This is a genomic window from Chryseolinea sp. T2 (genome assembly GCF_037203685.1).
Taxonomy (GTDB): Bacteria; Bacteroidota; Bacteroidia; order Cytophagales; family Cyclobacteriaceae; genus Chryseolinea.
On record NZ_JBBCAU010000006.1, the window covers coordinates 388,568 to 406,276 of the forward strand.

General features: G+C 45.4%; 15 protein-coding genes. 1 reads left to right on the plus strand and 14 read right to left on the minus strand.

The features are described 5' to 3' along the window. Positions 1–45: 45 nt before the first annotated feature. From WBG78_RS20560 to WBG78_RS20610, 11 genes are read right to left on the minus strand one after another with little or no spacing between them, the layout of a single operon-like run. Positions 46–2,319 (minus strand): xanthine dehydrogenase family protein molybdopterin-binding subunit, encoded by a 2,274-nt coding sequence (locus WBG78_RS20560; RefSeq protein ID WP_337328362.1) that lies wholly within the window; start codon positions 2,317–2,319, stop codon positions 46–48. 39 nt (positions 2,320–2,358) lie between these two features. Continuing rightward, positions 2,359–2,817 (minus strand): (2Fe-2S)-binding protein, encoded by a 459-nt coding sequence (locus WBG78_RS20565; protein WP_337328363.1) that lies wholly within the window; start codon positions 2,815–2,817, stop codon positions 2,359–2,361. A gap of 35 nt (positions 2,818–2,852) precedes the next feature. Beyond that, a complete protein-coding gene (locus WBG78_RS20570) occupies positions 2,853–4,466 on the minus strand; it encodes a carboxylesterase/lipase family protein (protein ID WP_337328364.1) in 1,614 nt (537 codons plus the stop codon). A 42-nt stretch (positions 4,467–4,508) separates the two neighbouring features. Further along, the gene (locus tag WBG78_RS20575; RefSeq protein WP_337328365.1) at positions 4,509–5,408 is read right to left on the minus strand and encodes an aldo/keto reductase; all 900 of its coding nucleotides are present in this window, start codon (positions 5,406–5,408) and stop codon (positions 4,509–4,511) included. Between the two features lie 34 nt (positions 5,409–5,442). Further along, the gene (locus tag WBG78_RS20580; protein ID WP_337328366.1) at positions 5,443–6,189 is read right to left on the minus strand and encodes a carboxymuconolactone decarboxylase family protein; all 747 of its coding nucleotides are present in this window, start codon (positions 6,187–6,189) and stop codon (positions 5,443–5,445) included. A 38-nt stretch (positions 6,190–6,227) separates the two neighbouring features. Beyond that, positions 6,228–8,381 carry a pyrroloquinoline quinone-dependent dehydrogenase gene (locus WBG78_RS20585; RefSeq protein WP_337328367.1) on the minus strand — a complete coding sequence of 718 codons (2,154 nt, stop codon included), beginning with the start codon at positions 8,379–8,381 and terminating at the stop codon, positions 6,228–6,230. A 22-nt stretch (positions 8,382–8,403) separates the two neighbouring features. Beyond that, positions 8,404–8,880, minus strand: coding sequence for a nuclear transport factor 2 family protein (locus WBG78_RS20590; protein ID WP_337328368.1), 477 nt, complete (start codon positions 8,878–8,880; stop codon positions 8,404–8,406). A gap of 46 nt (positions 8,881–8,926) precedes the next feature. Continuing rightward, a complete protein-coding gene (locus WBG78_RS20595) occupies positions 8,927–9,994 on the minus strand; it encodes an alpha/beta hydrolase (RefSeq protein WP_337328369.1) in 1,068 nt (355 codons plus the stop codon). Between the two features lie 46 nt (positions 9,995–10,040). Beyond that, on the minus strand, positions 10,041–10,529 hold the full coding sequence (locus WBG78_RS20600; RefSeq protein WP_337328370.1) for a cupin domain-containing protein: 489 nt from the start codon (positions 10,527–10,529) through the stop codon (positions 10,041–10,043). A gap of 3 nt (positions 10,530–10,532) precedes the next feature. Beyond that, on the minus strand, positions 10,533–11,606 hold the full coding sequence (locus WBG78_RS20605) for an alpha/beta hydrolase (protein WP_337328371.1): 1,074 nt from the start codon (positions 11,604–11,606) through the stop codon (positions 10,533–10,535). 29 nt (positions 11,607–11,635) lie between these two features. After that, positions 11,636–12,619, minus strand: coding sequence for an aldo/keto reductase (locus tag WBG78_RS20610; RefSeq protein ID WP_337328372.1), 984 nt, complete (start codon positions 12,617–12,619; stop codon positions 11,636–11,638). Between the two features lie 169 nt (positions 12,620–12,788). Here WBG78_RS20610 and WBG78_RS20615 point away from each other — a divergent pair, with 169 nt between their 5' ends. Next, positions 12,789–13,685, plus strand: a complete 897-nt coding sequence (locus WBG78_RS20615; protein ID WP_337328373.1) for a helix-turn-helix domain-containing protein — start codon at positions 12,789–12,791, stop codon at positions 13,683–13,685. Positions 13,686–13,787: 102 nt separating this feature from the next. Here WBG78_RS20615 and WBG78_RS20620 read toward each other — a convergent pair whose 3' ends face one another. The 3 genes from WBG78_RS20620 to WBG78_RS20630 form a co-directional block, all read right to left on the minus strand. Then, complete coding sequence (locus tag WBG78_RS20620) at positions 13,788–16,373, minus strand: FtsX-like permease family protein (protein WP_337328374.1); 2,586 nt, start codon at positions 16,371–16,373, stop codon at positions 13,788–13,790. A gap of 70 nt (positions 16,374–16,443) precedes the next feature. Continuing rightward, entirely contained in the window at positions 16,444–16,605 is a 162-nt protein-coding gene (locus tag WBG78_RS20625; RefSeq protein WP_337328375.1) for a hypothetical protein, read from the minus strand. 328 nt (positions 16,606–16,933) lie between these two features. Continuing rightward, on the minus strand, positions 16,934–17,569 hold the full coding sequence (locus tag WBG78_RS20630; RefSeq protein ID WP_337328376.1) for a protein-tyrosine-phosphatase: 636 nt from the start codon (positions 17,567–17,569) through the stop codon (positions 16,934–16,936). Positions 17,570–17,709 lie beyond the last annotated feature (140 nt).

A 17,709-nucleotide genomic window follows, 5' to 3' on the forward strand; every position in this document is an offset into this window, starting at 1 on the left:
CACAAGTAAAACGTCTGCCCGCGTCGCTTCTGCACCCGCTTTCTATTACATCTGCGTTCGCGTCTGCGTGACAGGAATTTGCCTGCCAAAAGGTTGATCGTAGTAACGCTTCCCTGTCGATTTATACAGAGCATTTGCAACCGCTGCAAAGACCGGCGGAAACGGCGGCTCACCCAGCCCCGTTGGATCAATATCGTTTTCCACAAAACTGACTTCGATCTTTTTAGGAGCCTCGCGATGGCGGATCATCCGATACTTATTGAAATTGTTCTGCTCCGAAACGCCATCCTTATGGATTAAACCTCCATAAAAGGCATTTCCTATTCCATCCACTACAGCACCTTGTACCATGTTAACCGCAGCGTCCGGATTAATCACTACACCACAATCAACAGCACTAAATACCCTTTCAACATATGGTTGACCATCTCTCATAACCATATCAACAACATGTGCTGCGTAAGAGTTATGACAGAAGTATGCAGCCACTCCACGACGGTATTTCTTGCTGTCAGCATTAGCCCATCCAGATTTTTCTTTCACCAATTTCAAAACGCCCGCATAACGATCAACATCATACTCGTTGTTCGTGCCAACGGGATTTTCCTTTGCGCGCTTTAACAATTCCAGTCTAAAATCAATTGGATCCTTTCCCATGAGCTCCGCTAGTTCATCTAAGAACGATTGCTCTGCGGCTGCATTGAAATTAGATCGCGGCGCTCTGAATGCACCAATGGTGATGTTTGACGGTATCGTCCAGCCTTCAGAGAGGTAGTTATCAACGGCGCCAGCCGGAAACCTGTTTGGATGAATAGGATGCTCAGGTATTCCTCCACCTTTAACATGGAATGCGATTAAATTTTTATTAGCATCCAATGCTGCACGATAAGTCGCAGTATACATCGGCCTGTAAATCCCATACGTCATATCATCTTCGCGACTATAAACAAGCTTCACAGGAGCCTTTACTTTTCGCGAGATAAGCGCTGCTTCTACAAGATAATGTCCGTACGCTCTAAGCCCGAAGCCCCCTCCCATACGTGTCATTTGGATTTCAATTTTCTCGGGCGGCAGATTTAAGACTTTCGATAACGTAGGGTCTATCCAACCTGGTGCCTGATGAGGACCAATCATCAATGCTTTCTCATCTGTAACGTGAGCAAAGAAATTCATCGGCTCCATGCAGTTGTGCGCAAGGAACGGCGCGGTATAAGTACGCTCCAGGATATGAGCTGCATTAGCGAACGCTGTTTCGGGATCTCCGTCTCTTCTTAGTTGTTGGGCAGGTTTTTTTGAATACTCTGCCATTTGTGCCAGCTGAGAGCTGGTACTTTCCGGCGCGGCAGGAATGACTACTTCAGTTTTACCACCACGGAAATTTGAAATGACTTCTTTAGTTTCACCTATGGGTTCCCACACTGCTTTAAGTTTCTTGCGGGCATTCATTACTTCCCAGGTGGTGTTGCCAACTATTACAACTAATTCATTGAAAGTACGTGTGTCGAAAGCTGCCTGTTCATAACCATCTTCATACAGCTTCAAACTAAACACATCTTTGATGCCGGGCATCTTCAGCGTTTCAGATGCGTCAAAAGACTTTAGCTTCTTACCGAATGCCGGCGGATGTTCCATCATGGCGATGAGCATGCCATCATATGATTGATCAAGAGAAAAAAGTGGCTTGCCCGTCACAATCTTCAGGCCTTCTACATTCTTCTTTGAGATTCGCGCAACGCTGAAACTTTTTACATCCTTTAACTTAACTTCCTTTGGAATAGGATTGCCAGCAGCCTTTGATGCAAACTCTCCATACGTTGCTGACTTTCCACTCTTCTCATGATACAGCATTCCCGCCTTTGTAGTCACTTCATCCACAGGTACACTCCATGATTGAGCTGCAGCATTGCGCAACATCTGTCGTGCCGCTGCACCAGCCTCCCGAAGAGGCTTCCAATACATTCTGACTGAGTTACTTCCTCCCGTAAATTGTGGTCCTAGTTTGACGTTGTCGTGTGGCGCCATTTCAACTACAACTTTTTTCCAATCAGCATCGAGTTCTTCCGCAATGATCATCGGTAGTGATGTCATTACATTCTGTCCAAACTCAGGATTAGGATTGAGAATCTTGATGATATTGTCCGGGGTAATTTTGATATAACCGGTTATTTCATTCCACTCAGCAGCAGCTTCGGCGCTTCCTGCTTTGTTGTCACGAAGATATTGTGTCAATCCGCTAAAGCTGATCATCAGTCCACCGCCTGCAAGGAGTGACGACTTCAGAAATGACCTTCTCGTTTGTGATGTATTAACTTTTTCCATTTGATTGCTTTATAATGGGTAATGGATATTCAGTAAGTCCTATTTTTGTGCAGATGCAGTCTTGATGGCCTCTCTTATCCGCAGGTAGGTGCCGCACCGGCAAATGTTACCCGACATAGCAGTGTCTATTTGTGCATCTGTAGGATGAGGATTTGCTTTCAATAAAGCTGCGGCCGACATGATCTGTCCCGTCTGGCAATACCCACACTGGGCAACATCATGCTCGAGCCATGCTTTCTGCACAGGATGTTCTCCATTCTCTGAAAGTCCCTCGATGGTAGTGATCTTTTTGTTAGCAACAGTGGATACTGGCAGTGAACAAGATCGTACCGCAGCTCCTTCGAGATGAACGGTGCAGGCGCCACATTGCGCTATGCCACATCCATATTTTGTACCGACAAGGCTCAAATGCTCACGAAGTACCCAAAGGAGCGGAGTTTTCGGATCAACATCGACTGTCTGCTGTTTGCCGTTGATGTTTAGGTTGATAGTTGCCATCGCTTTCTGGTTTTTGGATTAGTAAGTTACGGAGATTAGATTCCACGCGCCTGGATTTGATCACGTTTCTTAAACGCTTTTTCAATTACATTAAATCTTGCCTTTCGCGGATCTGGCCTGGATACAACTTTACCATCCAGATCAACATCAAGTATTTCTTCCCTTTGAACATCGTAAAGCGGCCATACGGGCAAACCATTTCCATTTGGATTACCTGTCTTAGCAAAGTTGGCCCAATACGTATTCATGATCCTCGCCAATTCCTTTTCCCCGGGTGTTGCTTCTACCGGAGCGCCCCATCGCGCATTTAGCGTATTGAACACAAATGAGATGTCCGCTCCGTGCCCTGCACCGTAACGCGAGCGTTCACGCGCAGGTACGGAGACGTATCCGAATTGAAAGATATAAGCTCGTTCACGCTTAGCTAAAAACGCCCTGGCCGTCATACGAGCGGGCTCACCCCATACCCAATCAGTATTAAATTTCGTTTGTACTTCTGCAAACTCTTTACTCCCATCAGGATCGAATGCTGCCTTAGCTTCATCTGCGTATTCACCAAACTGCGCAAAGAGCGCTTCCTTGGACGTAGCGACACTAACAAATGCTCCACCAACTTCAGCACTGCAATTCCCGATGATAAGAGGAATCTTCGCCTCTCTACCGGACTTGTATGCGCTTTCCGCTGTTTCTACAACAAGCTTTCCATCGAGGATTGGTCCGGAGTAGATCCGAACGCCTGAACTGTCATTTTCCTGACCACCATCTAAAATTTCCTCAACACTCAGTGAACGAAGCTTCGATAGTGCACCAGTGTCTGTTCCTTCTATCTTGTGTTTTCGCGCAAAGTTTACTCCTATTGCTTCTGCTGATATTGGATAGAGTGCATCAGCATTATCTTTATTGATCGGTCTTCCGGTAAGAACACCATCACGGCCACCACTTGAATGACCGATGGCCCTATGAAACAGTCCCTTCGCAGCAGGTATAGTTAAAAGCGAATGGATCGAAACCCCACCCGCAGAGAACCCGAAAATAGTTACGTTGTCAGGATCTCCACCAAACGCCGCTATGTTTTCCTTTACCCACTTGAGCGCTGCTATCTGATCCATGTAAGCATAGCTTCCTTTGTATTCGTCCGGACGTTCCTTGCTTAATGCAGGAAAAGCGAAGTGACCGAGACGGCCAAGTCTGTAATTGAAAGTCACAAGGACTACATTTTGTTTAGCGAATGAAGTTCCATCAGAACCAGGATCAGAACCACTGCCCGCAACGAAAGCACCGCCGTGGATCCAGACCATAACAGGCAACTTTGATTTCCTAGCCGAAGAAGCCGGTGTCCATAAATTGAGAAAGAGACAGTCCTCAGATGTTTTCGCAGTGGCGCCTGGCCATTGCCGTTGCGGACAATCGGCGCAATACTTACTCGCATCACGAACATCCTTCCATGGTTTTACCGGCTGCGGCGGACGCCAGCGAAATTCGCTTACAGGAGGTGCTGCGTAGGGAATGCCTTTAAAATAAGAAACCTCTCCCTCTGTCGCTCCACGAACAATGCCGGATGATGTTTTGACTTCTGGAGCGTTATGTTGTTGCGCGTGAATTCCGGTCACCAGAAGAAGCAGCGTAATCACGATTGATAGTCGTTTCATTGAAGGATTTCAGTTAGAGATTGGGTTATTCTATGTGATATGTTATAAATCGAGCTTTCTGCTGGTGAGCCATTTAACCATCGCGGGGTCGCGATGATCGAAGAACGCACTGCTCTTTTGATCAAGCGTTTGAATAGTTTGCATGTCTTCTGTGCTGAGTTGGAAGTCGAAGATGTTGAAGTTTTCCTCCATTCGTTCCCTTCTAACCGACTTAGGAATGGCCACCACACCACGTTGAGTCAACCATCTCAGCACCACTTGCGCAATGGACTTGTTATACTTTCTTCCGATCGAGGCCAGCAATTCATTCTTAAATAAATCATTCTTCCCTTCAGCAAACGGCCCCCAGGATTCGATCTGAATGTTGTTTTCCAGCAAGAACTTTTGAGTTTCTGTTTGTTGATGAAAGGGATGAGTTTCAATCTGATTTACTGCCGGAGTTATTTCATTAAAGGCAATCAAATCAACCACCCTGTCTGGTTGAAAATTGCTGATGCCAATGGCGCGAACACGACCTTCCTTGTACAACTCTTCCATCGCTCTCCACGCGCCGTGCACATCATTGAATGGTTGATGGATCAGGTACAGATCGAGATACTCCACTTGAAGTTTCTTCAAAGACTTGTCGAATGCCTGTTTCGCTTTATCATAACTGACATCCTGAATCCAGATCTTTGTCGTGATGAAAAGCTCTTCCCGTGGTACGCCAATTCGCTTTATTGCTTTGCCGACTGCTGCTTCGTTCATATAGGACGCAGCTGTATCAATCAGACGATAACCAGTCTCGATCGCATCGAATACACTTCGTTCACATTCATTCGGATCAGGAACCTGAAATACTCCAAACCCCAGAACAGGCATCTCAACTCCGTTGTTCAATTTTACTGTCGGTGTTGATATACTATCGGCTAATGAATTAGCGCTCTCACTTTTCGTTCTCATCTTCATTTTATTTTGGACTCACTTACTTGTGTCCTCAGTTTCGGGACAACATTTCTGAAAATACTTTACGTGCAGCCTCCGCATCTGCTTTGCTCACTGATTTCTCAATCAGGGTAAATGCCTCTTCAATTTGGCTCCTAGTTATTCCTTGTTTCATAGTTAGCCCTAGGTGAGAAGCAAGCATGGGCTCCACGCCACTACCAAGGCTGACAAGCACAGAGATCGTCGTAAGCTCTCGTTCGGCGAACGTCAGTACATCTCTTGAAAAGAGATCAGCGAACAAATGCTCTTTCAGGAATCTGTCGATCTCAGGACTGAACGCACCATAACCGCTTGTTGGTTTTTCAATGGGCCCATCTGTGGGCCTCCCACCAAGCTTTGCGAGATTTCTCCAGCCGGTTTCATACTTATTTGAATCATTCACAGGTGTCGCCTCACGGCCGGGATTGTCCTTGATTCCGTTGGCTTTTCTCTCTTCAAGAACGGCGATCAAAGTATTGAGACCTTGAATGCTTCTGGGAAATCCGCAGTAGGCATACAAGTGAACCAGTACCTCTTTACTTTCATTAATAGTGAGATGACCATCGAGACCTGCATTAAGCGTCGGCTTCAATTTGACGAGATCACCTTTCGCTGTGAGTGCAGAAATCAGGATGATCGACTTTTGCTTTTCAGAAAGCAATTGTGGCGATTCAGTACTTTTCTGAGCAGCTGCATGATTGAACACTACTGCCATGATCATTGAGAGAAAAATTACATTATACCGATTTGCTTCACTCATGTTCGTTTGTTGTTTAGAGTCAAATGCCATTTCTCTCCCTAATCCGGTAATGCGAACGTCATAATGGAGCCGGATGGCTTTTCTTTTGTACCTCCAACTCCAAGCGCAACAAACTGTTTGCCTCCGATAGAGAAGGAGCAGACATTGGCATTGTTGGCAGCGGGTAGAGATGTTTCCCAAACGATCTTACCATTGGTCTTATCAAACGCCCATAGTTTTTTGTCTGCGGCGCCACTGATGAACACCAATCCACCGGCCGTTACCATAGGACCAGACCTGGCCAGCAAGCCCGTAATAGAACCACCCTTTTCCTGCAGCTTTTCATCATTCCCTACTGGGATTTGCCACTCGTATTCTCCTGTCAAAAGATTTAAGGCTGTTAATGTATTCCACGGTCCTTTCATTGCAGGATTTCCACTTGGATCTGACCATGTTTGGTACCCAGTGATGTTACCATATCGCACAGATTTCGATTCACCTTTTTGTGTATCGGCCGTCTTTGCTACCTGACCACCTTTCTTGTCGTACAAAAAAGCAATAATGGCTTGCTCCTCATCTGCAGTCAATACACCTTTGAACGCGGGCATCTGACCGCCACCCATCCGCGTTTTCTCAAGCGCTTCCTTTTCACCCATTTTGTTTTTGATATCTGATAGTGAAGGGAACGTGGGTGGTACGCCTTTCTTCTCAGCTCCATGACATGCCGAACAATTTTTCAGATACAAGGCTCTACCTGCTTCAAAAACTGAATTATCACGGGCAGCAAAATGTTTATCAAGGTCAACGATCGTGACTATTTCCGGCAGGTTGTTGCCCCTGATATACAGATAAGATGTCGATGGGTCATAGGCCGCACCGCCCCAGTTCGCTCCACCTCTTGTCGCGGGCAGAGATAATGATCCCTTTAAATCAGGTGGAGTGAATAAACCTTCATATCTCACTGATCTGAATTTTTCAAGAATGGCTTTGTGGTCTGCATCGGAATAATGATTAAGATCATCCTCGGTCATGGATTGCTTTACAAAGGCCTTTGGTTTTAAAGGAAAAGGCTGGGTAGGCCAGGCCTCTTCGCCCGGCATGTTTGATGCAGGAACTTTTCGTTCCTCTATAGGATACAATGGTTTGCCGGTTTCGCGATCAAGTACAAACACAAAACCATGTTTGGTAACCTGAGCCACTGCGTCAACATCCTTTCCGTCCCTTTTAATCGTTACTAAGTTTGGCGGGGCAGGTAAGTCATAATCCCAAAGGTCATGATGGACTGTTTGAAAATGCCATTTATAATGACCAGTCGCCGCATCCAATGCGAGTACACAATTGCCGTAGAGGTTTTCTCCTTTTCTGCCGATGCCATAATAATCGTATGCCGGCGAGCCAAGCGCCAGGAACACCATGCCTCTCGCTTCATCAATACTCAGACCCGCCCAACAATTCACACCACCGGCATATTTGTATGCATCGGGCGGCCATGTCTCATAACCGGGTTCGCCGGGATGCGGAATAGTGTGAAACGTCCACTCTAATTTTCCTGTCTTGCAATTGTAGGCCCGGATGTATCCGGGAGGAGCTCCATAAAAATCCGGAGTTCTTAATCCTATAATGATCAGATCTTTGAATACCCTTCCTGGCGTTGAAAGAGAAACTGAGATCTTTTGTGGATCATCTCTCACACCTTCATTCAGGTTGATCTTTCCATTGGTTCCGAATGAAGGAATGATATTGCCGGTCTTGGCATCAATAGCCATCAAATAATTACCGGAAGAATATAGTATCCTTTTGTCTTCGCCATTTTGCCAGTAGGTCGCACCTCTGCTCGCAGCACTGGGCTGGCCTTCATCCAATGTTTTGCATGACCAAATTTCTTTTCCCGTAGCCGCATCAATAGCGTATATAGTTTGCTTGCCAGAATTCACATACATGATCCCGTCAACTATAATAGGATTGCCCTGACTCGATACCGGCTCCTGATCCTGCGGCAAATCGTGCATTTGAAATGTCCATGCACTCTTAAGTTGACTAACATTGGAGATGTTGATTTGATCAAGGGATGAATAACTGGAACTATGCGCGTCAGCTTTGTAGTCGGCCCAAGTATTTTCATGTTTATCGCTTGGCTTACATCCGAAAATGGAAGTCAATACAATTGTGACAACAATGTTAAAAAAAGCTCTATTTGAAATTTGTTGGCGCATGCTGATTCTTCAAATACTGAAATCAATGTTTGATCACATGCGTGTCGCGGACACTGCTAAATGTTAAGGCCAGCATCTTCCAGTTTTTGCCTTCCTTTTGATATACCTCCGTTACCGTAAATTCAACTTTGGCGTCACTGCCACGAACTTCAGATTCAAGCGTTATGCGATTCCAAACGATCGCTGTCTTGCCGCTCATTTCCATTGCCGTATCATGGATCGTGGCCTTCTTATACCAGATGGTTCCGGATTTAATAATCTCAAGTTCTTCATCCTTTTTCCACGTGCCGCTCATGTGTACAAACTTCGCTTTGTCGTCAAAGAGCGTTGCAAGTTTGTCTACGTTCTTATCAGCCATCCATTGCCATTTGTCTTTTGATAGGTTGACGACTTCCTGCTCTTCTTTTGTAAAGCTTGTAGGTGTCGGAGTTTGAGTTTGAGCATAGCCTGAGAGCATGCTCATGACCAGCAGGCAGATTCCAGATAAAACTTTTCTCATTGCGTTCAGTTATATTAAATTTTATATCACCCTATAATTGTTTGTTTCACTTATCCAGCTTCTTATCCTTCAACCATTTCGACATAAGATCAGCCACTTCGATATTATTCAAATCGGAGAACGGGAAGTGAGTGTTCCCCTTCAAGCCCACCTCTGGCAGATGCACTACGGTGACATCCCCCCCATGTTTGTTAACGGCATCCCTCCAGCGTCTCGCCATTTCCAGGCGCGCACGCCATCCATCGGTCCCTGGATTTGGATCCGGCTTGGATGGAATATTATCGCCATAGTAAATGATGATGGGAATTTTAGTCAGCTTCATAAAATCATCCATTGGCCTTCCCACTGCCGTCACAGGACCTGCTGAACTTTCAACGGGTTGCGGCATTTCACCCTCGGGAAAAATGAACGCACTTCCGGGCTCGTACGAAACAATGGCTTTTATTTTACTGTTCTTGACTGCTGTGAGCCAACCGAAGCCACCAGCATGTGAGTGCGTAACTAGTATGCCTTCTCCTATCTTATCAAACAACTTCGAGACAGCATCTGAGTTGACATCATAATCAAACCCTCCAATGTTAGGCGCCATTTGTCTGAAATACTGATTGAGCGTCTCAGGATCTTTTGCAAACTGTACTCCCGGAAAGTAGTCGGGCCATACACCAATTCGAAATGTTCCAAACCATGTCTGTTCATCGGGAGTAGGCACAATCTTAACGGAGTCCATACTGCGACTTGCTCTTCCTCTCCGGGGTTGATCAATAATATAAACACCAAAGCCTCTTCTTAAGAATATGTTTTGGTAACCTTCTCGTCCATCTGGCGTCGTCTCCCATGTTTTGGAAAACTGTCCGATACCATGCCAGAACACCAGCGGAAGTTTTTTAGCATTTACAGGAATCTGATAAAACACATAAGCATGATCACCATGAAATGTTTGTCCCTCAGGAGTGCGCTTAATCGGATCAAATGTCCCTGGATTAGTCTTCATGGAACCACCAATGGCAAAGCTCCCCTGATCCTCAATTACAAGTGGCTTCTTCTTTTGCGCATTAACACAAAAAACTGACAGAATAAAAGTTGCGACTAAAAAACTGCTGCATTTATATCTCATTGATGCTGTGGGTTCAGATTCATTCTTAATTCTTAATTCTTAATTCTTAATTCTTATATTCTGTCTCCGTTACCTCCCCTAGCCATACCGTTTCGCCCAGATGGCGATTGGTAACAGCAACCTGGACGAAAGGAGCCTCTACACTGGCGCCATGCCAGTGAGGCACATTGGGCGGACACTTAATGACATCTCCTCGCTTTAGAATCCTCTTTGCCTGTCCCTTCTCCTGGTAATAACCTACTCCATCAATGGCCAACAGGATTTGTCCACCGGGATGCTGGTGCCATTTGGTTCTCGCACCGGGCTCAAACGTCACGTTGCCAATCGAAGTTGGGTTGACGCTATCAGCCTCTATTAGCATTTTTAAGTATGCGGTGCCTTTGAAGTTGTCATTGTTGATCTTTGATCCCTTCGGGAAAACGCTATTGGTTGTTAATTGCTTGCTGTCCCGTTTATCCTGGGCATAGCATGAATTGATCATCACACACACAAGGATCATCACACAAGACAGAACCGTTATTAGAGGCTTCTTCATATACTATTCAGGTTGTTCAGTATTGAGATTCTTGTTGAAGAAGTCTGTCAGTTTGCCCACAGCCTTGTTCACATACTCAGGCTTCCAGTAGCTTTGAATATGAGTAGCACCATCGAGGACAAACATCTCCTTGCTTTTTGCATTGGTTGCTTTGGGAAAAGCTTCATCAGTCATATACTTCGTGTCGGCCTTACTCCCCACTATCATCAACAGAGGTTGATTGATCAGATCCATGTTCGTTGCCGCATCCCACGTCATCAGGTCGAGCAAGCTGCTCATCGTATACAGGAAGGTTGAATTGGGATGCGCGTGAGTCCGATAGTAATACTGATATCCTTCACGATACAGATCGGTTGTTGTTTTAGCTATTTCTTCATCCGTTATGCTTGCCACACCTGCGTACATGATCTTACCACTTGTAGCTTCCTGGGCACGCGCATCAGATGCCTTTTGCAAACGCTCCTGGATGGTCGTCAATTGGGAATTCTGAAAGCCATTACGTCTAACCTCACCTGAGTTAAACATGCTTAAAGTTGAGACGGCCTTAAACCTTTTGTCTGACTGTGCAGCTTTCAGCGTGTAGCCGCCTCCACCACAAATTCCTAATACACCGAGCCGGGTTGCATCAACTCCTGCATAGGTGGTAATGAAGTCGGCCATGCCATGAATATCGTCAATTCTGTATGCTGGTTTATCGGTATGACGGGGCTCGCCTCCGCTTGCTCCTTGATAGGCTGCATCGGCAGCGATGGTAACGTAACCTGCTTCCGCCAATCGTTGCGCGTAGAGTCCGGCAGTCTGTTCTTTCACACCACCATTAGGATGCGCTACTACAACCGCCGGATATTTTTTCCCTACATCATAACCTGCCGGAGTGTAGATGTTGGCGGCGATGTCAATTCCATTCAGCTTATAGGTCACCGGATGAATGTTGACCTTTCCCTTCACATTCTCATTAATTGCACCATCATATACCAGCGAGTATGGATTTCGAGGGCGATCCTTTTGAACTGCCTGCCCGTTGACAATAGTTATTGCCGTCATTGTGATCGATATGATTAATCCTATTCTTTTCATGTTTCCGGCTTTCACATCATTCGGGTTTATTATCGGCCTACGCGTTCCTGCAGATGTTTAGGATATCGTGCGCCCTGAATCTGTATTGCCGAAAATGCACTTTCAATTTCAGCGAGGTCCTGATCAGTAAGGGTAAGCGTCTCAGCTTTCAGATTCTCCTGCAGGCGATTGATTTTTGTCGTGCCTGGAATCGGAACAATCCACGGCTTCTGTGCAAGTACCCAGGCAAGAGCAACCTGCGCGGGTGTAACACCCGTCTGCTTTGCGAACGCTGAGATCTTGTCAACTACAACCTGATTCGCTCTTCGATTCTCTTCATTAAATCGGGGTACAATGTTGCGAAAGTCTGTTTGATCAAACTTTGTGTTTTCATTTATCGCGCCTGTAAGAAATCCTTTTCCAAGTGGACTAAAGGGAACGAATCCAATCCCAAGCTTTTCGAGCAGTGGAAGAATTTCTTTTTCGGGTTCGCGCCACCACATAGAATACTCACTTTGCAAGGCAGCTACCGGCTGTATAGCATGTGCTCTTTTGATGCTTTCAACTCCGGCTTCAGATAGTCCAAAGTGTTTAACCTTACCTTGAGCAATAAGGTCTTTCACTGTGCCGGCAACGTCTTCCATTGGAACATTGGGATCAACCCGATGCTGATAGAGCAGATCAATCCGGTCAGTTTTTAATCGCCTGAGCGCGGCATCAGTCACAGCTTTGATGTTTACCGGAGTACTATTAAGTCCTCTGCTGGTAACGCCACCTTCAAAACCAAATTTGGTTGCAAGAACAACCTCATCACGGAAAGGAGCGACCGCCTCGCCAAGAAGTTCTTCGTTCAGGAATGGCCCGTATGCTTCCGCCGAGTCAAAGAAGTTTACACCAAGTTCGAATGCAGTACGGATCAGATTGATTGCATCCTGCTTATCTGCCGCCGGACCGTATCCGAAGCTTAAGCCCATGCAACCCAACCCTATTGCTGATACCTCCAACCCGCTGTTTCCCAGTTTTCTCTTTTTCATAGTATCGTGGAGAACATCTCCGGTCTGATTACTATGCAAAGGTGTTACCATTCCAGGGCCACGGGCTTATACGGATTACTGGTTTATCTACCAATTTCACTGATTCGGGCCTTCGCACGACGAAATCAGGCCCGGATCCCCTAATTTTGAATAGAAATCGAAAGGCACTATGGACGAGATATTGAAGTTTGAGACGATCGGCCAGTACAACGCTTTCAACAGAAATGAGACGCTACATCCACTGGTTAGCGTCGTCGATCTGTCGAAAGCAGCACCCAGGCAACTGAGGAGAATGAGCTATGGGTTTTATGTTGTATTCCTGAAAGAGATCAGGTGCGGCGATCTTAAATATGGCATCAGTAACTACGATTACGAAGAAGGTACACTTGTGTTCCTTGCACCAGGACAGGTGATTGGATCCTATGGCGACGAATTTTATCAGCCACAAGGCCTTGCACTGGTATTCCATTCCGACTTTATTCATGGCACCTCTCTTGGGCGCCACATGAGCGACTACTCGTTCTTTTCATATACTACAAATGAGGCCCTTCACTTGTCTGAACGCGAAAGACAAATCATTCTTGATTGTTTCTCGAAGGTCAAATACGAACTCGAGCACGGAGTAGATAAGCATAGCAAGAAACTAATCGCCACTAACATTGAATTGTTTCTCAACTACTGCGTTCGCTTTTACGATCGCCAGTTCATAACCCGCGACAACGCAAACAGAGGCATTCTTGAACGCTTTGAAACTTTACTTAATGACTTCTTTGCATCTGATAAGGCACAAACCGTTGGATTACCATCAGTGGCTTACTGCGCAAGCGAACTCAACCTATCGGCAAACTATTTTGGAGATCTGATCAAGAAGGAAACCGGCAAGTCGGCCAATGACTACATTCATTTGAAATTGATCGATGTGGCCAAAGGGAAGATCTTTGATGTCGAGAAGTCCGTAAGTGAAATCGCCTATGAGCTCGGGTTCAAATATCCACAACACTTTACGCGATTATTCAAGCAACATACAGGGGTGACGCCACTCGAATTCCGTAGTTCACTTAACTAAAACCATAAGGGTGAGTTCGGGTGCGAAGAGAAAACAGAGTAAGCGGGTTCGCTCCCGCTCTCACACTCACTCTGTATTTTGTAAGACCAGACCGACAGATCATCATTCAGATCGTAAACTCCTGACAGGATTCATAAGCGACGCCTTCATGGTTTGAAAACCAATGGTTACCAGCGCAATCAAAACAGCAAGCATTCCCGCGTAAATGAATATCCAAATGGTGATTTCAATCTTATAGGCGTACGCTTGCAGCCAGTCATTCATCACGTACCACGCCAACGGAGTGGCTATTACAATGGCAATGAATATCAGGATAAACAACTCCTTCGATAGTAAATTAAACAGCGAAACCAAAGGAGCACCCAAAGTCTTTCGTATGCCGATTTCTTTGGTTCGCTTTTCGGTAGTGAACATGGTTAGCCCCAATAAACCCAGACAAGAAATAACAATGGCAAGGAACGCAAATGCATTTGAAAGCTTACTAACCACCTGTTCACTGGCATATAACTTCTGATATTCCTCATCCGAGAATTGATAAGTAAATGGAAATTTCGGATTTAGTTCCTTGCTGATTTTTTCCAATCCGGCAAGTGTTTCCTTCGTCTTGCCTGCTTCAACTCTGATGATTGCCCAGCCCCCTGCACCCTCTTCACCAAGCCGAAGGAGGAGTGGACCGATGTTAGTATGTAAGGAGTTAAAATGAAAGTCTTTAACGACTCCAACGATGCTTCCGTGTGTACCCCATAAAGTCAGTGGCTTGCCAATAGGATCATCATAATTGATCAACTTGAGAGCTTCCTGGTTAACAATATAGCCGACACTGTCGGACTTGAATTCGGGAGATAAGTCCCGGCCTTGGTCCATTTCCATCCCCATAGTCTCAATGAAATCATAACCGACAGCTACTTGTGTAAACTCCAGGAATGAGCCCGGTCCCTTCCCCTCCCACTCGACACCTCCGGTTCCGTTGTTTATACGCGTCGGCTTTTCCGTTGCACGACTGATCGACTTTACACCATTGATGTCCTCACTAAGATCTTTGAATACTTCATACTTGGCGCCCAAGTCTCCTTCGAGCGGTATATAAATTAGATTTTCACGGTCATAACCGAGGTTCACATTCTGTACATAGCCGACTTGTTTGGAGACAACGATCGTACCTGTAATAAGCATAATGGACAGCACAAATTGAAAGACTACAAGTCCCCTTCTGAACCATAGCGCGCTGTTTCCGAATCTCAATACTCCCCGAAGCGCCTTTATCGGACTAAACGCAGACTGATAGAAAGCGGGATAACTCCCGCAAATACATCCAATGAGAACGGCAGTCGTCACAATGGATATCCAAAAATACGGTTGGCCTACAGGAATTTGAATATACTTTTGCGTGATGCTATTGAAAACAGGGAGAATACTGACAACGATTATCAATCCAACAGCAAAAGAAAGTAGCGTAGTCAATATGGCTTCGCCAATGAACTGATTCACCAAGGCGCTTTTGAACGCTCCCACGACTTTCCTGACGCCTATTTCCCTGCTGCGTTTTAAGGAATATGCTGTTGTCAGGTTCATCGAATTGATGCACGCAATCAGAACAATGAACACAGCAATAATGCTGAAAAGGTTTACGTATTGAATCCGTCCGCCTACAAACTCTCCATTTTCCATTTGAGAGTGTAAGTATTGGTCACTATACTTTTGCAGACCAAGTTTGACTTTATAAGTTTCACTCTGCGCTTCTTCATGCCTGTCAAAAAAGTTTTGAAACTTGTTTTCGAACGAGCTGACAGCAGTGCCTGGATGAAGCACTACATAGGTTAACGCGCAGTTATTCCCCCAATTCTTTGCCCAATCATTTTCATCCATAAAGGTTTGCCAGTTTATCAGGCAGTCAAACTTCATGGAAGTGTTCGAAGGCAAATTTTCAAAGACAGCAGTAATCCTCAGGTCTTTCCTGTTTTGATATCGAATAGACTTTCCATATGCTGCATCGACAGAGCCAAAAAAATCTTCCGCCATTTTACGGGAGATCGCAATGTCGCTCGTGGTTTTAAGTGCACTCTCTTTAGTCCCGGCCAGCAATGGAAAGCTGAATACAGAAAAGAATTCGGGGCTTGCAAAACTCCCCATTTCTTTCATGGTCTTGCTGTTCGCCTCAAACGCTGTGAGTTGTGTGAGGCTTAAAGAGGTAGCCAGTTTCACTTCGGGATAAATTGCTTTGGTTTCTTCTGCAAGCAGCGCAGGGTTCGCGTAGCCTCCATCAATAAGTCCGTCATGATATCCGCGGTGAAAGACTACAAAGAGATTATCATTATTCTCGTGGAAAGCATCCATTCCTTTTTCGTCGAGCACCCACAGGGTAATGAGTAAACTACACGCCATGCCGAGCGCAAGCCCGGAAATATTTATGGATGAGAATGCCTTATTTCTCAAAAGATTTCGCCATCCAATTACAAAGTAACTTTTATACATGTCGTAGTGGTTTAAGTTTCTACCTCCCTCTATTGATCTGATGATACCTGGCCGGAAGAGTAGTAATACATCAATAATAAATCTGAAATCCGCTTTTCTTCTTCCAGACATCTTCAATCGATTGCCATAGTCTTCCAGCAAATCACCTTCAATGTGATCTGCCAGCCTGGGGTGACAGTACCAGCGAAAGAAGCTGAGAAAAAGTTTCGGGGGCATTTGACCAGGCATGGATGCTTATCCAATTATTTTAAGATCCAAAGCCGCTTTAGGAATTGCACGCCATAGGTCATTCCTGGTGTTCTTCGAATACTCCATTGCTTTTTTTCCAGGCGCTGTGATCTGAAAGTATCGCCTCATTCTTTATGGCCACGCCATAGGCTTCATGATACCGGATACCGATGGTTTGAATAACAATTTCCTCAAACTCTCCAAGGTGATACTTCCTCATTCCGACTTTTTTCCTATTCGTAGGAATAAGAATCATGCCATACTTGAATAATGCCAGAAAGCTATTTTTTGCAGGAGTATTTTTCGGTTCACGTCCGTAATCGAGCATTTCTGCACGCAGGCGGTCTGTTGACTCTCGCCAGCGGCGGGTATATCATAATAATAAGTCCGGCAGCAATAAGCAGATGGGTTGTCCCTGCCTGGAAATGGCTCATCAATTCTTCAACCCGAAGAAAGTTCCTAATGCAACGCCGACAATCATGGCGAGGAAGATCCATAAAGCGAGTGAGCGATCCAGGAAGCCAGGTTTTTTCTGACTGATCATAGGATCAGGCACTAACCTGTGAGAAGGCGAAAAGAATTTCTCTCCCGATTTCGTTTACGCGTTCAGTGTACTTTGAGGCTTCCTGCGGAGTGCCGTCAAAGTTTTTGGGATCATCGTACGTAAGTGCGATACGCGCTGTGGCCCCCGACACCAATGGGCAATTTTCATCGGCATGCGAACAGGTCATTACCGCCGCGAAGTCCTTGCTATAATTGAACGGGTCGTCATACTTTTTAGAAAAGGCGATCACTGGTTCCGCGCTTTCTGCAAAATGAATTTCATATGTCGGATTATCACCTTCCTCTCTCATTTTGATGGAAAACCCCTCCTGTCGCATAGCCTTCACCGCCCTTGGATTAAACGCCGTTGCCTCAGTTCCTCCTGAGAAGCAGATCACATTCGGGATATTGTAGTAGTGTGCCGCAGTCTGCGCCCATATTTGTGACAGATGACTTCTCCGCGAATTGTGAGTACAGATAAAGTTGAGATATACTTTCTGGCCAGCTTCAACTTTGCTTTCAATAAAGCGCACCAACTGACTCAAGACTTCCTTTCTTTCAGCAGGTATCTGGTCAAATTCATGAGTGAGTCTTTCCACAGTTGGCGAAAGTGAAGGAAGCAGGGTTGTCTTGTTCGACATTTACTAAAGTTGAAATCGTATATGTGTATTGTAATATTACGTTATAATCAGTTAAAAAAAACGCCTAACAGCAGTCGTTCCTCTTTACAAACTTCGTGAAGAGATTTAAAAGCATATCTTTTGTTTCATATGTGATTTAG

Coding starts and splice junctions, on each gene's coding strand:
- WBG78_RS20590 (WP_337328368.1), bottom strand. CDS start 8,880: ATGAGAAAAGTTTTATCTGGAATCTGCCTGCTGGTCATGAGCATGCTC.
- WBG78_RS20565 (WP_337328363.1), bottom strand. CDS start 2,817: ATGGCAACTATCAACCTAAACATCAACGGCAAACAGCAGACAGTCGAT.
- WBG78_RS20595 (WP_337328369.1), bottom strand. CDS start 9,994: ATGAGATATAAATGCAGCAGTTTTTTAGTCGCAACTTTTATTCTGTCA.
- WBG78_RS20605 (WP_337328371.1), bottom strand. CDS start 11,606: ATGAAAAGAATAGGATTAATCATATCGATCACAATGACGGCAATAACT.
- WBG78_RS20610 (WP_337328372.1), bottom strand. CDS start 12,619: ATGAAAAAGAGAAAACTGGGAAACAGCGGGTTGGAGGTATCAGCAATA.
- WBG78_RS20585 (WP_337328367.1), bottom strand. CDS start 8,381: ATGCGCCAACAAATTTCAAATAGAGCTTTTTTTAACATTGTTGTCACA.
- WBG78_RS20620 (WP_337328374.1), bottom strand. CDS start 16,373: ATGCCCCCGAAACTTTTTCTCAGCTTCTTTCGCTGGTACTGTCACCCC.
- WBG78_RS20580 (WP_337328366.1), bottom strand. CDS start 6,189: ATGAGTGAAGCAAATCGGTATAATGTAATTTTTCTCTCAATGATCATG.
- WBG78_RS20600 (WP_337328370.1), bottom strand. CDS start 10,529: ATGAAGAAGCCTCTAATAACGGTTCTGTCTTGTGTGATGATCCTTGTG.
- WBG78_RS20575 (WP_337328365.1), bottom strand. CDS start 5,408: ATGAGAACGAAAAGTGAGAGCGCTAATTCATTAGCCGATAGTATATCA.
- WBG78_RS20615 (WP_337328373.1), top strand. CDS start 12,789: ATGGACGAGATATTGAAGTTTGAGACGATCGGCCAGTACAACGCTTTC.
- WBG78_RS20625 (WP_337328375.1), bottom strand. CDS start 16,605: ATGAGGAAGTATCACCTTGGAGAGTTTGAGGAAATTGTTATTCAAACC.
- WBG78_RS20630 (WP_337328376.1), bottom strand. CDS start 17,569: ATGTCGAACAAGACAACCCTGCTTCCTTCACTTTCGCCAACTGTGGAA.
- WBG78_RS20570 (WP_337328364.1), bottom strand. CDS start 4,466: ATGAAACGACTATCAATCGTGATTACGCTGCTTCTTCTGGTGACCGGA.
- WBG78_RS20560 (WP_337328362.1), bottom strand. CDS start 2,319: ATGGAAAAAGTTAATACATCACAAACGAGAAGGTCATTTCTGAAGTCG.